Annotated in this window: 10 protein-coding genes and 1 pseudogene; 7 read left to right on the top strand and 4 right to left on the bottom strand. The window is 72.9% G+C overall.

What is annotated here, in order from left to right:
* The first annotated feature begins 111 nt into the window (after positions 1-111).
* The 3 genes from ACW9J6_RS07005 to ACW9J6_RS06995 all read left to right on the top strand — a co-directional run bounded on the left by ACW9J6_RS07005 (position 112) and on the right by ACW9J6_RS06995 (position 3,051).
* Entirely contained in the window at positions 112-999 is an 888-nt protein-coding gene (locus tag ACW9J6_RS07005) for an alpha/beta hydrolase (RefSeq protein ID WP_457115725.1), read from the top strand.
* A gap of 141 nt (positions 1,000-1,140) precedes the next feature.
* Positions 1,141-2,196 carry a lysylphosphatidylglycerol synthase domain-containing protein gene (locus ACW9J6_RS07000; RefSeq protein WP_457115724.1) on the top strand — a complete coding sequence of 352 codons (1,056 nt, stop codon included), beginning with the start codon at positions 1,141-1,143 and terminating at the stop codon, positions 2,194-2,196.
* 3 nt (positions 2,197-2,199) lie between these two features.
* Positions 2,200-3,051 carry a class I SAM-dependent methyltransferase gene (locus ACW9J6_RS06995; RefSeq protein ID WP_457115723.1) on the top strand — a complete coding sequence of 284 codons (852 nt, stop codon included), beginning with the start codon at positions 2,200-2,202 and terminating at the stop codon, positions 3,049-3,051.
* Between the two features lie 169 nt (positions 3,052-3,220).
* On the opposite strand, the gene ACW9J6_RS06990 is transcribed toward ACW9J6_RS06995, so the two are convergent.
* Complete coding sequence (locus ACW9J6_RS06990; protein WP_457115722.1) at positions 3,221-4,183, bottom strand: cation diffusion facilitator family transporter; 963 nt, start codon at positions 4,181-4,183, stop codon at positions 3,221-3,223.
* A 77-nt stretch (positions 4,184-4,260) separates the two neighbouring features.
* Complete coding sequence (locus tag ACW9J6_RS06985) at positions 4,261-5,691, bottom strand: CoA transferase (RefSeq protein ID WP_457115721.1); 1,431 nt, start codon at positions 5,689-5,691, stop codon at positions 4,261-4,263.
* A gap of 74 nt (positions 5,692-5,765) precedes the next feature.
* Between ACW9J6_RS06985 and ACW9J6_RS06980 the strand changes: the two genes are divergently transcribed.
* On the top strand, positions 5,766-6,923 hold the full coding sequence (locus tag ACW9J6_RS06980) for a citrate/2-methylcitrate synthase (protein ID WP_457115720.1): 1,158 nt from the start codon (positions 5,766-5,768) through the stop codon (positions 6,921-6,923).
* Here ACW9J6_RS06980 and ACW9J6_RS06975 read toward each other — a convergent pair.
* Positions 6,914-7,819: a LysR family transcriptional regulator gene (locus tag ACW9J6_RS06975; protein ID WP_457115719.1), complete on the bottom strand. Its 906-nt coding sequence runs from the start codon at positions 7,817-7,819 to the stop codon at positions 6,914-6,916. The genes ACW9J6_RS06980 and ACW9J6_RS06975 overlap by 10 nt on opposite strands.
* Positions 7,820-7,922: 103 nt before the next feature.
* On the opposite strand from ACW9J6_RS06975, the gene ACW9J6_RS06970 reads away from it, so the two are divergent.
* Positions 7,923-8,594 (top strand): NADPH-dependent F420 reductase, encoded by a 672-nt coding sequence (locus ACW9J6_RS06970; RefSeq protein ID WP_457115718.1) that lies wholly within the window; start codon positions 7,923-7,925, stop codon positions 8,592-8,594.
* 514 nt (positions 8,595-9,108) lie between these two features.
* Here ACW9J6_RS06970 and flhA read toward each other — a convergent pair.
* Complete coding sequence (gene flhA, locus ACW9J6_RS06965) at positions 9,109-11,235, bottom strand: flagellar biosynthesis protein FlhA (protein ID WP_457115717.1); 2,127 nt, start codon at positions 11,233-11,235, stop codon at positions 9,109-9,111.
* A gap of 345 nt (positions 11,236-11,580) precedes the next feature.
* Here flhA and ACW9J6_RS06960 point away from each other — a divergent pair, with 345 nt between their 5' ends.
* Both ACW9J6_RS06960 and ACW9J6_RS06955 read left to right on the top strand, forming a co-directional pair.
* Positions 11,581-11,970, top strand: a complete 390-nt coding sequence (locus ACW9J6_RS06960; RefSeq protein WP_457115716.1) for a hypothetical protein — start codon at positions 11,581-11,583, stop codon at positions 11,968-11,970.
* Positions 11,971-12,014: 44 nt separating this feature from the next.
* Positions 12,015-12,584, top strand: a pseudogene (locus ACW9J6_RS06955) (hypothetical protein); the annotation flags it as partial.
* Positions 12,585-13,171 lie beyond the last annotated feature (587 nt).

Raw genomic sequence — 13,171 nt, 5'->3', positions numbered from 1 at the left:
GGGCGGGCAAGCTCCGCTCAAGCCAGCGCGGATCTAACGGTCGCGGTGGCAGCGTTTGCGGCAGGCGTCCACCGCCTTAGATCCATCGGCGGCGGGCGCGGGAGCGGGACGATGAGCGAGCAGGTGGCGGCGGAGGCGGAGCGCTTCCCGGTCGCGATCGGTCCCGAGGGCCCGACCACGGCCGGCATGATCGCCCGGGCCGACGGCCCCACCCTCGAATGGGTCGAGGCGCGCCCTCTCGGCCAGCCCCGCGGGGCGCCGCTCCTGTTCGTGCATGGCGCCTTCGGCGGCGCCTGGATCTGGCAGGAGGTGTTCCTGCCCCATCTCGCCCGGCGGGGCCGGCGCGCGGCGGCCTTCAGCCTGCGCGGCCACGGCCGCAGCCAGGGCGGGCGGCGCCTGAAGAACGTCTCCCTCGGCGACTACCTCCTCGACCTCCGGGCGGCGATCGCGCGTTGCGGCGAGCCGCCGATCCTGGTGGGCCACTCCCTCGGCGGGCTGCTCGCCCAGCGCCTGATCGGGCAGGTGCCCCTGCGCGGGCTGGTGCTCCTGGCGCCGCTGCCGCCGGACGGCCTCGCGCTGGTGGGCGCGCAGATCGCCCTCTTCGACCCCGGGTTCTGGGTCGAGTCCCTGGCCGGCGCCCTGCTGCCCGGGCGGGAGCCCGCCATGGCGCTCTCCCGCCACTGGCTGTTCTCGGAGGGGCTGCCCCTCGACCGCGCCCGCGCCTACGCGGCGCGCATGTCCGCCGAGAGCCCTCTGGCGCTGGCGGAGGCCCATTGGCCGATGCCGACGCTCTCGGCCGCCCTGATCGGCCTGCCGGCCCTGGTCGTCGGCGGCGCCCGCGACCGGATGATCTGGCCGGCGACGACGTGGCGCACCGCCCTCTATCACGGGGCGCGGCACCGCACCGTGCCCGACATCGCCCACTTTCTGCAGCTCGATCACGGTGCGGAGGGCGTCGCACGTCTGGTGCTGGACTGGGTCGAGGAGCGCGGCCTTTAAAATCGGTTAAGGCACGAAACCGTCATGATCCCGTGAAAGGACGGCGCCCGGCCCGCGAGTCGGGCCGCATCCCGGGTCCTTGCGGCCGCCGGGACGCTCGTGCATCTAGCGCGCCGACCGGGGAGTGCGACGGACACCGCCATGAAGAAGCTGAGTGATTTCCTCTGGCCGCTGGTCGGCCTCGCGGCCGTCGTGGTCTCGATCTACCTGCTGTGGCACCAGCTCAAGGGCCTCTCGATCGCGGACGTGGAGGCGAGCCTGCGGGCGATCCCGCTCCACCGCTATGCGCTCGCCGGCCTGTCCACACTCGTCGCCTACATGGCGCTCGCGTGGTACGACCGGATCGCGCTGCTGCATCTGGGGGTGAAGGGCATCTCCTGGATCTTCGTGTCGCTCTGCTCCTTCACCACCTACGCGCTGTCGCACAACATCGGCGCCTCGGTGTTCTCGGGCGCGCTGGTGCGCTACCGGGCCTACACGTCGAAGGGGCTCTCGGCCACGCAGGTGGCGGTGCTGGTGGCGCTGTGCTCCTTCACCTTCGGCCTCGGCACCATGCTGCTCGGCGGGCTCGTCCTCACGCTCCAGCCCCAGCTCCTCACCCGTCTCGACGGGATGCTGCCGGCCGTGATGACGAATCCGGCTACCGCGCGGGTGCTCGGCCTCGGCCTGCTCGGCATCGTGGCGCTCTACGTGATCGGCTCGGTCCTGCACCTGAAGCCGCTGACGATCCGCAGCTTCAAGCTCGCCTATCCGCGGCCCAACGTGATGGTGCGCCAGCTCGTCGCGGCCCCTCTCGAGCTCCTGGGGGCGGCCGGCATCATCTACTTCGCCCTGCCGGAGGCCGGGAATCCGGGCTTCGTCGTGGTGCTGGCGGTGTTCCTGGCCTCGTTCTCTGCGGCGTTGGCCTCGCACGCGCCCGGCGGGCTCGGGGTGTTCGAGCTGATCTTCATCACGGCGATGCCCGACCTGCCGAAGGTCGACGTGCTCGCCGCCGTGCTGATCTTCCGCCTGTTCTACCTGCTCCTGCCCTTCGCCATGGCGATCGTGGTGGTGGGACTGTTCGAACGCGGGCGCCTCGCGGCCCTGATGCGCGGCAAGGCGCAGGTGCCCCCGACCGTGCCGCCTCCGCCGGTGGATGGTCCCGGCCTCACGCCGGACCTGCCCGCGACGCCGGCCCCGGTCCGCAAGGTCGGCTGACCCTTGCGGCCGCGGGCGCGGCTGCGCCGGGCGCGGGCCGCGCTCCTGGCGCTCGCCGGCCGTCCCGGCGGCGGCTTCCTGATCCCCTACCGGCACGCGGCCGCGGGCGGGTCCGAAGGCTACCCCGCCCTGGAGCCGCTCTTCGCCGCGGCCGAACCCCGCTTCCGGTCGGTGCTCGGCGCGGTGGCGGATTGCGCCGAGGCGCTCGGCCGGATCGTGGCGGGCGGGCCCGGGCTGCTCGGGCCGGTGCCGCCGCGCTTCACCCAGGACTGGTTCCCCCGCCTCGACGCCGCCGCGGCCTACGCCATCGTGCGGCGTGGCGCGCCCCGGCGCGTCGTCGAGGTCGGCTCGGGCCACTCGACCCGCTTCCTCGCCCAGGCGGTGGCGGATGGCGGCCTCGCGACGCAGATCACCTGCATCGATCCCAAGCCGCGCGCGCCGCTGCCGGCGCTGCCGGGCCTGCGCCACGAGGCGCGGCTGTTTTCCCCGGAGGACCTCGCGGCGCTCTCCGCCCTTCAGGCCGGGGACGTGCTCTTCATCGATTCGAGCCACGTGGCGATGCCCGGCACTGACGTCGACCGCTTGCTCCTCGACGGGCTGCCCCGCCTCGCCGCGGGGGTGCGGGTCCATCTCCACGACGTCTTCCTGCCGGACGCCTATCCGGCGGCCTGGGCCTGGCGCGGCTACAACGAGCAGATCCCGGTGGGCACCCTGCTCCAGGGCGGCGCCTTCGCGCTCGATTTCGCGAGCCGCTACGTCGCCACGCGACTCGGCCCCTTCGCGGAAGGCCCGCTGGCGGACCTGCCCCTGCCGCCGGGCGCCTTCGAGACCAGCCTGTGGCTGAGGAAGCGATAGGGCGACATGACGGGTCTCGCCGACCAGGATAGCTCGCTCGTTCCACATGGCTCCCCTTTTCCGGGCGCATGCAGCGTCAGCGGAATGCGACCCGGAAAAGGGAGACCTTGGACTGATGAAGCAGGCGCTCGACGGATCCGCCCGCGTCGGGTGCCCCACCGTCAGGGCCTCACACCACGTGGTCGGGCGCCAGCGCGCAGGCCGGACCGCCGGCGAGTTCCACCTGCAGGGTGACGTGGGCGATGCCGAACCGCGCACGCAGCACCTGCGCGCACTCGGCCAGGAACGGGTTGCCCGGATGGCCCGCGAGCATGACGAGGTGCGCGGTGAGCGCCGTCTCGGTGGTGCTCATCGCCCAGACGTGGAGGTCGTGGACCTCGGCGACGCCGGGCCGCTCGGACAGGCAGGCACGCACCGCGACGGGATCGATGCCGGGCGGGACCGCCGCGAGGGACAGGGTGACGCTGTCGCGCAGGAGCCCCCAGGTGCCGACCACGATCACCGCCACGATCGCGAGGCTGACCAGCGGGTCGAGCCAGGTCCAGCCGGTGAAGACGATCACGATCCCGGCGATCACCACCCCCGCCGAGACCGCCGCGTCCGCCACCATGTGCAGGTAGGCGCCCCGGATGTTGATGTCGTCCTTGCGGCCGGAGGCGAAGAGCCAGGCCGTGACCCCGTTGATGGCGATGCCGATCAGGGCGACGGTGATCACCGTCGCGCCCGCCACCGGCGGCGGGTCGGAGAGGCGCAGGATCGCCTCCCAGGCGACGGCGCCCACCGCCACGAGCAGGAACACCGCGTTGAACAGGGCCGCCAGGATCGAGGAGCCGCGCAGCCCGTAGGTGAAGCGCGGGGAGGGGGCCCGGCGCGCCAGCACCGCCGCCACCCAGGCCACGACGAGGCCGAGCACGTCGGAAAGGTTGTGGCCCGCATCGGCGAGCAGCGCCACCGAATCGCTCAGCACCCCGAACAGCCCCTCCACCAGCACGAAGCCGGTGTTGAGGGCGATGCCGATCGCGAAGGCGCGGCCGAACTCCGCCGGGGCATGGACGTGGCCTTGCCCGTGGTGGTGACGGCCGTGGCCGTGATGGTCGTGCCCGCCGTGGTCGTGCGCGTGGTCGTGAGCCATGGCCCGGGGACATACCGCATCGCGCTGCGTCACGCGAGGCGTCCCGCGCCCTGGCGGCGTCGCCGCGGGCCGGCGGCTCACCCGGGCCAGGCCGCCGGTCGCGATCCGAGCCGCCCCGCCGGCCGCTCCCAGCGCATCGGCACCCCGTCGATGGCGAGCGGCGGCCGCAGGCGCCGGGCCGGTCCCCATTCCGTCGCTTCGATCGCCGGATCCTCGTCCCCGGCCTCGGTCCCGGGCGCCCACCCGCCACCCTGGGGCGGGTCCGCGTCGCGGCCCGCGAGCAGCAGCGCGGCGGTGCGGGCCAGGGACAGCCGCGCCGAGGAGGCCTCCCCGTGCCGCAGGCGTCGGGCGAGGGCCCTGACCGCCGCCGCGGCCATCAGGTAGCCGGTGGCGTGATCGAGGGCCTGCACCGGGAGCGGCACCGGCACCTCGGCCCCGCGCCAGCGCATGCCCGCCGCGGCGATCCCCGAGGACATCTGCACGAGACTGTCGAAGCCGCGCCGCTCCCGCCAGGGACCCGACCATCCGTAGGCGTCGAGCGCCACGTCGATCAGGCCCGGCCGGATCGCCCGCCGGGCCCCCTCGCCGTAGCCGAGCGCGTCCAGCGCACCGGCCCGGTAGCCGTGGACGAGGATGTCCGCCCCGGCGAGGAGACGCTCGAAGGTCGCCCGGTCGGCCCCGGCCCGCAAGTCCAGGCGGGCGCAGCGCTTGCCCAGGGTGACCTCCGGCGCCAGGGACTCCTCCTCCCAGTCCGGCGGATCGATGCGCAGGACGTCGGCGCCGAAGCCCGCCAGGAAGCGGGTCGCGACCGGGCCGGCCAGGATGCGGGTGAGGTCGAGCACCCTCACCCCGGCCAGGGGCCGCTCGGGGCTCGGCCGCCAGGCCGAGGCCGCGTCGCCGCCCGGCGTGACCGCGATCAGGGGCTCGCCGGCGGCGGCGCGGCCCTGCGGGTGCCGGCTCCACGCCTCCGCGGCGCGCATCGCCGCGGCGCATCCCCCGGCCTCGACCACCGCCGTCTCCAGCGCATCGGCCGGCCAGCCCGCCACCGCGGCGGCGACGGCGCCGCGGTCGGGCGCGCATCCCAGCACCGCGAGCGCGGCGGCCCGGTGGTGCGGCGCGTTGGTGTGGAGGCGGATCCAACCGTTGGCGGACCGGTAGTCGCCCGCGACGGGATCCCAGGCCGGCGGCAGGGTCCAGCCGAGGGGCTGCAGGCTCTGCCCGAACCACCGGGAGGCGAGCCGGCGGGAGACGCGGACGGCAGGGCCGGCCGATCCCTCGGCGGCGAGGTCGGTGACCGCGAGCCCGGCCGCTCCGATCGCGGCCGCGGCGAGGGCGGTCACCGGGAAGGCGGAGGGGAGCCTCTCCGCGCCCTCGACGTGCAGCCTCCCGGCCGCATCCGCGGGGAGGCCGAGATCCCCCAGGATCGGGGCGAGGAACCGTTCCTCCGCGGAATCGCCGACCGCATCGGCCCCGCGCCTCGTCGCGTCCTCCCGATGTCCAGCGGCCATGGCGCTCCCTCCTTGACGCGCAACCACCATGCTGCGCCTGTGCGCACGCATCAATCTTGATCAACACGATCAACATGACGACCTGGCTCGATCGCGACGCGGTGCTGCGGGTGCTCGGTGTGAAGCCGCAGACGCTCTACGCCTACGTGAGCCGCGGGCGCATCGAGACACATCCCGACCCGGCCGACGCGCGGCGCAGCCTGTACCGGGCCGACGACGTCGCGGTCCTGCGGGCCCGGCGCGGCCGGGCGCACAAGGCCGCCGCCATCGCCAAGGGCGTCCTCGCCTGGGGCGAGCCCGCGATCGAGACCGGGCTCTCGGCGATCGAGCGCGGGGCTCTCCTCTATCGCGGGGTGAACGCCGTCGCCTTCGCGGACACGGCGTCCCTCGAGGAGACGGCCGCGCTCCTGTGGCGCGAGGGTGGAGAGATCCGCTTCGCGGCGCCGGCCGTCCGCGCGCCCGGCCCGTTCGCGGCCCTCGCGGCGCTCGCCGCGTCGAGCCGGGCGACCCTCGGACTCGGCCCGGACCCGCTGCGCCGCGACGCCGAACGCGCTATCGGCCATCTCGCGGGCAGCCTCGGCGTCGGGCCGGGCGGGGAGCCGGTGCATCATCGGCTGGCGCGCGCGTGGTCGCTCGGCGCGGCGGAGGCCGACCGGATCCGGCGCGCCCTCGTCCTGCTGGCCGATCACGATCTCAACGCCTCCACCTTCGCGGTCCGCGTCGCGGCCTCGACCGGCGCTTCGGTGGCCGCGTCCCTCCTCGCCGGCCTCTGCGCCCTCTCGGGGCCGCGCCACGGCGGGGCCGGCGCGGCGACGCTCGCGCTGATGGATGAGGCGCGTCGGGCCGGGGCCGGCCGCGCCGTGGCCGCTTGGCTGGCCCGCGGCCACGGCCTGCCGGGCTTCGGCCACCCGCTCTACCCGGAGGGCGATCCGCGCGCCGCCCGGCTGCTCGACGGCCTCCCGCTCGACGCGGCCGCGCGCGACCTGCGCGACACGGTCCGCGGCGCCACGGGTGATCCGCCGAACATCGACTTCGCCCTCGCTGCGCTCACGCGGGCATTCCGGCTGCCGGAGGACGCACCCCTGTCCCTGTTCCTGCTCGGGCGAAGCGTCGGCTGGAGCGCCCACCTCCTGGAGCAGGTGGCCGCGGGCGGCCTGATCCGCCCGCGCGGGCGCTACCGGGGGCCGCGGGAGCGGGAGGGCCCGGGTCGGGCGGGAGCGCCTCAGGCCTGAGCGCGCGGAGGACCGAAGCTGTGCTGCACCGCCTCCACGAAGCGGCGCAGCTTGAGGGTCGGGCGGCGGGATGCCGGATACAGGACCTGCATCGGCCGCGCCGGACCCTCGTAGTCCGGCAGGATCCGGACCAGCCGCCCCGCCTCGATCTCGCGGATCAGGACGCTCTCCGGGCCCAGGGTGACGCCGTAGCCCTCCAGGGTCGCCTGGAGCAGCACCCGCCAGTCGTTGCCGCGCAGGCGTCCGCCGGCCGCGACCTCCTCGCGCCGGCCGTTCCGCGTGAAAAGCCACTTGCAGCCGCGATCGGGCGCGTCGGTCCCGTAGACGAGGCAGTCGTGCGCGGCGAGATCCGCCGGCCGCCGCGGCACGCCGCGCCGCTCCAGATAGGCGGGCGAGGCGCAGGCGATCAGGCGGTAGGGCGCGAGGGGATGGGCGATCAGCGCCCCATTCTCCGCCGTCCCGATGCGGATCAGGACGTCGTAGCCGTCTTCGATCGGATCGACGTAGCGGTCGCTGAGCGCGAGGTCGATTTGCATCTCGGCGTGGTCGGCCAGGAAGCGGGTGATGAACGGCGCGAGGCTGAACGAGCCGAAGGTGAGGGGCGCGTTGACCCGGAGCGTCCCCTTCGGCTTCGACCGCATCTCGTGCGCGAGTTCGTCGGCGGCCTCGGCCTCCGCCAGGAGCAGCCGGCAGCGTTCGACGTAGGCGCGGCCGACATCCGTCAGGCTCTGCCGACGGGTGGTGCGATGGATCAGCGTGGCCCCCAGCCGATCCTCCAGGAACACCACGTGTTTCGCCACCATCTGGGCCGACAGGCCCAGCGCCTGCGCGGTGGCGGCGAAGGAGCCGAGATCGGCCACCCGCACGAAAACCGCCATGCTGGTGAGCCGGTCCACGATTGCCCCCTTCTGGTTGGGAGTGAGCTGCGATCTCGGCGATTTATCGCAGCGTGGTTGGGAAATTACACCCTGGGCGTCGCAGTTGACCAGGGACATCGTCATGAAGCTCGGGATCATCGGGGCCGGCTATGTCGGGCGGGCCGTCGCCACGCTGGCGGTGCGGGCCGGCCACGAGGCCATGCTCAGCAATTCGCGCGGACCCCGGACGCTGTTCAGCTTGCCCTACGCCACCGGCGCGCGGGTCGGCACGGTGGAGGAGGCGGTCGCCTTCGGGGAGGTGGTGGTGGTCGCCATCCCGCTCGCCGCCTACCGCGCGGTCCCGGTCGCTCCCCTGGAGGGCAGGATCGTGATCGACGCCAACAACTACTATCCGGAGCGGGACGGGGCGATCCCCGAACTGGACCGCTGCGAGACGACCACCAGCGAGCTGCTGGCGGCGCATCTGCCGCGATCGCGCATCGTCAAGGCCTTCAATGCCATCCCGATGACCGACCTCGAGCAGGACGGGCGCCCGGCCGGTGCCGCGGATCGCCGGGCGCTGCCGTTGGCCGGGGACGACGCGGAGGCGAAGGCGCTGGTGGCCGGGCTCTACGAGGCCTTCGGGTTCGACGCGGTCGATGCCGGGCCGCTGCGCGAGGGCTGGCGCTTCGAGCGGGGGACGCCCGCCTATTGCGTGCGCCTGGATCGGGCCGCACTCGTCGAGACCCTGGCGGGGACCCGGCGCGACGTCGCCCCGGAGAGCCTGGTCCGGTCGCGAGAACGGGCCGTGTGATCCGTCGGTCTCGCGACGATGAGGGGCGGAGAGGGATCTTGCGCTTGAACCCGATCCCCCTTTTCCGGATCTCCTTCCGCTGGCGCTGCTCTCGTCCGGAAAAGAGCGGCGCTTGGATCGAGCCGCGCGCTATCGCGTCCGATCCGCCAGGGTCCGACCGCTGACGACCCCTCAATAGTACGCTCTCGCAAGGCATTGTCGTTGCTGGGAGATTCGAAGCACCCGGTTTTGGAGATCATGGCGCGGGGAACCCCTCTCCCGAGTGGGAGAGGGGCAGGGGTGAGGGACGGACGCTTCAGCAAGAAGGCGGGACCGTGCCGCTGGCTGCTCAACGGTACAGTTTTCTTGCGGAAGCCGAGCCACCCTGCGCGATCTTCGATCGCCCCTACCCCTCTCCCACTCGGGAGAGGGGATCCCGCGCCAGTCTGGAAGTGCCAGCACCAAGACTTGGACGTCTTCGCCGTCAATCGGAACGCTCGTTCGTCCGCGAGGGACGGCCAAGCCGGTGACGAACTCACACCGACCCGACCGTCTTCAGCCGCGCCCGCGGGTGGATCTCCGCCTGGCTCATCACCGGCGTCTCGCGCCGGAAGCGCTCGATGATCGAGCGCACGAAGGGCCGCGCCTGCACCGAGGTGACGAGCACCGGCATCTCGCCGATCCGCGCCGCCTCCTCGAAGCGGTCGCGCACCGTGGTGACGAAGTCCGACAGCCGCGAGGGCTGCATCGCGAGGTGGCGCTCGTCGCCCTGGCCGACGATCGATTCGAGGAAGGCGCCCTCCCAGGCCGGGGAGAGCGTGATGATCGGCAGGACGCCGCCGGGACCCTGGTACTGGGCGCAGATCTGGCGGCCGAGGCGGGCGCGGACGTGCTCGACGATGTCGCGCGGGTTCTTCACGTGGCCCGCCACCTCGGCGATGCCCTCGATGATCGTGCCGAGGTCGCGGATCGAGACCCGCTCGGCCAAGAGATATTGCAGCACCCGCTGGATGCCCGTGGTGGCGATCTGACTCGGCACGATCTCCTTGAGGAGCTCGCCGTGCTCCTTCGGCAGCTCCTTCAGCAGCTTCTGCACCTCGACGTGGTTGAGGAGCTCGGAGACGTGGGCCTTGATCACCTCGGTGAGGTGGGTCGAGACGACCGTGGCGGCGTCCACCACCGTGTAGCCGCGCAGCTGCGCCTGGTCGCGCAACGAGGCGTCGATCCAGGTCGCCGGCAGCCCGAAGGTCGGCTCCAGCAGGTGCTGGCCGGGAATCTGCACCTGGCCGCCCATCGGGTCCATGGCCATGAACTGGCCCGGGAAGACCTGGCCGGTCCCCGCCTCGATCTCCTTGACTCGGATGATGTAGGTGTTGGCGTCGAGCTGGACGTTGTCGAGGATGCGCACCGAGGGCATCACGAAGCCGAGCTCCGCCGCGAGCTGGCGGCGCAGGGCCTTGATCTGCTCGGTGAGCCGGTCTTGCCCGCCCGGTCCGTTGACGAGGGCGAGGAGCGCGTAGCCCATCTCGAGCTTGAGGTCGTCGAGGCGCAGGAGGTCCGAGACCGTCTCCTCCTTGGCGCCCGCGCCGTCGCCGGACGCGGCGGGGCTGCCGGGCGGGGCGTCGGGGTCGGCCGCCTTCGGCATCCGGGCGATCCGCCGGGCGAGGTAGGCCGCGCCCCCGGCGAGCGCCAGGAAGGGCAGGACCGGGATGCCGGGCAGGAAGGCGATCAGCAGCATCACCGCCGCGGACATGCCGAGCGCCTTCGGGTAGTTGGCGATCTGGCGCCCGAGCGCCCGGTCGGCGGCGCCGCGCACGCCCGCCTTCGACACGAGGAGGCCCGCCGCCGTCGAGACGATCAGGGCGGGCACCTGGCTCACCAGCCCGTCCCCGACGGTCAGGAGCGTGTAGGATTGCGCCGCGGCGAGGAAGCCCATCCCCTGCTGCATCGTGCCGATGATGATGCCGCCGACCACGTTGATGGCGGTGATCAGCAGCGCCGCCACCGCGTCGCCGCGCACGAATTTCGAGGCGCCGTCCATGGCGCCGAAGAAGGCGCTCTCCTCCTCCAGCGCCTGGCGCCGGGCGCGGGCCGTCTTCTCGTCGATGAGACCTGCCGAGAGATCGGCGTCGATCGCCATCTGCTTGCCCGGCATCGCGTCGAGGCTGAACCGCGCCGCCACCTCGGCGATGCGGCCCGAGCCCTTCGTGATCACCACGAAGTTCACGATGATCAGGATCGCGAAGACGATGATCCCGATCAGGAAGTTGCCCCCCATCACGAAGTGGCCGAAGGCCTCGATGACGTGGCCCGCCGCCGCCGTGCCCTCGTGGCCGTGGCCGAGGATCAGCCGGGTCGAGGCGAGGTTCAGCGCCAGCCGCAGCATCGTGGCGATGAGGAGCACCGTCGGGAAGACGGTGAATTCCAACGGGTTCTCGATGAACAGGCCCGTCATCAGGATGAGGACGGACAGGATGATCGAGACCGCGAGCAGCAGGTCGAGGAGCAGCGCCGGCAGCGGGAAGATCAGCACCACGAGGATGCCCATCACCGCGATCGCGAGCACGAGGTCGCTGCGCTTCGTCAGGCCGACGAGGTCGGCCCGCGTCGGCAGCGCGAAGGCGCGCAAACCGTCGAATGCCGTCGCCTTCGCCTCGCTCATCCGGCCGTGATCCCGCGCCCCGCTGGGCAAGATCTGCCGGGTGCGTGGTGAAGGATCCGTTAACCGCGTCGGGCCGTCCCGGCGCCGGGTGCCCGCTCGCGCGACGGCGCCGCCCCTCGGCCGGATCGAAAGCCGGCTCGACTTCGCGGCAATGCAGCAAAGCTGGCGTTCGGCATCGCAATGCCGCAGCAAAAAACAAGACCTTGCGTGGAACCATGACGGTCAAGGTTTCGAAAACTGCCAATGTTAACGTTGCGCTGCTGTTTGAGCCGGCAGAACAAGCGGAACCAAGCGGCGGCATAACGATTGAGACGGTAACTCAAACGGACAAACGTCGAGGAGACCATGCGCACGACCTTGATCACCGTCGCGACCCTGAGCCTGCTCGGGGCCGGAATCGCGCAGGCCCAGACCACCGTCACGGGTGATCCGGCGCGCGACGCCAAGCCGAGCACGCAGTCGCAGGGCCAGGAGGCCGTGACCCGGCCGAACACTGACACGGTCGACAAGACCAACCCCGGCACCACCGGCACGCTGACGAACGCCAAGCTGGAGCCCGGCGCCAACAGCTTCACCGAGGGCCAGGCCCGCAGCCGCCTCGAGAAGTCCGGCTTCACCCAGGTCAAGGACCTGAAGAAGGACGATCAGGGCATCTGGCGGGGCAGCGCCGACCACGCGGGCAAGACCGTCCAGGTCGGCCTCGACTTCAAGGGCAACGTCGCCGTCACGCAGTAGCGGCCGCCCGCCACGCACGAATCCCTCTCACGATGGAGCGCCCCATGGCGACCCGCACCCTCTCGGCCCTGTTCGATTCCTACGATGACGCCGCCGCCGCCGTGCGGAAGATCGAGGCGGCCGGCGTGCCGCATTCCGACGTCAGCATCGTCGCCAACAACGAGGGCGACCGCTATTCCGGGCACGTGGCCGGACGCGACGCGACCCACAGCGACGCGACGCATAGCGACACGGCCCACAAGAGCGCCGACGGCGCCGGGGCGGGCGCGAGCGTCGGCACCGTGCTCGGCGGCGGGGCCGGCCTTCTCGCCGGCCTCGGCCTCCTGGCCATTCCGGGCGTCGGCCCGGTGGTCGCCGCCGGCTGGGCGGTCGCGACCCTGGCGGGCGCGGGCGTCGGCGCCGCGGCCGGCGGCCTCCTCGGGTCCTTGACCGGAGCGGGCCTCAGCGAGGACGAGGCCCATGCCTATGCCGAGGGCGTGCGCCGCGGCGGCACGCTGGTGACGGTGCGGGCGGACGACGCCACCGCCGACCGGGTGGCGGGCATCCTGCGCGAGCACGGCTCCGTCGACATGGACCAGCGCGCCCAAGGCTGGCGCGGCGAGGGCTGGACGGGCCGCCAGGGCACCGGCTCCTACAGCAACCCGGCCGGGGTGGCTGGCGGCGAGATCGGCACCACCGTGATCGGCGCGGCGGGCTCGACCACGACCGGCCTCGACACGGGCGCCGCGCTTCCCACCGGCGGCCTGCCTTACGGGGCGGGTGCGGGCACGACTCCGGCGGCCCGCGCGATCGACGAGGCGGCCGAGCGCGACGGCCTCGCCGGCACCACCCGCGAGCGCGGGACGGGGATCGCCGACGAACTGCCCCCGGCCCGCCGGCCGATCGAGACCGACCGCCGCTGACCTGCGGCTCGTCGCGAAACGGAAGGCCCGGCCGGGAACACCCCGGCCGGGCCTTCGCGCGTCGGTATCAGATGAGGCCGGCTTCACCGTCCCTTGCGGATGAATGCGTGTCCTGGTCTGCGACGAGGACGCTGCGTCTTTGATGATCGTTCATCAAGGCGGGCGCGGGATCCCCTCTCCCACTCGGGCTGCCGTGCGCACCCCTCTCTTTCGCCAGATCATCAGCTGAACGGATCTGGAATGCACAACACGCCTCATGCTGAGGTGCGAGCGAAGCGAGCCTAGAAGCACACCTGACC

This window comes from Methylobacterium sp. JK268 (genome assembly GCF_054052225.1).
This window is presented reverse-complemented; position numbering and strand designations above follow the sequence as displayed.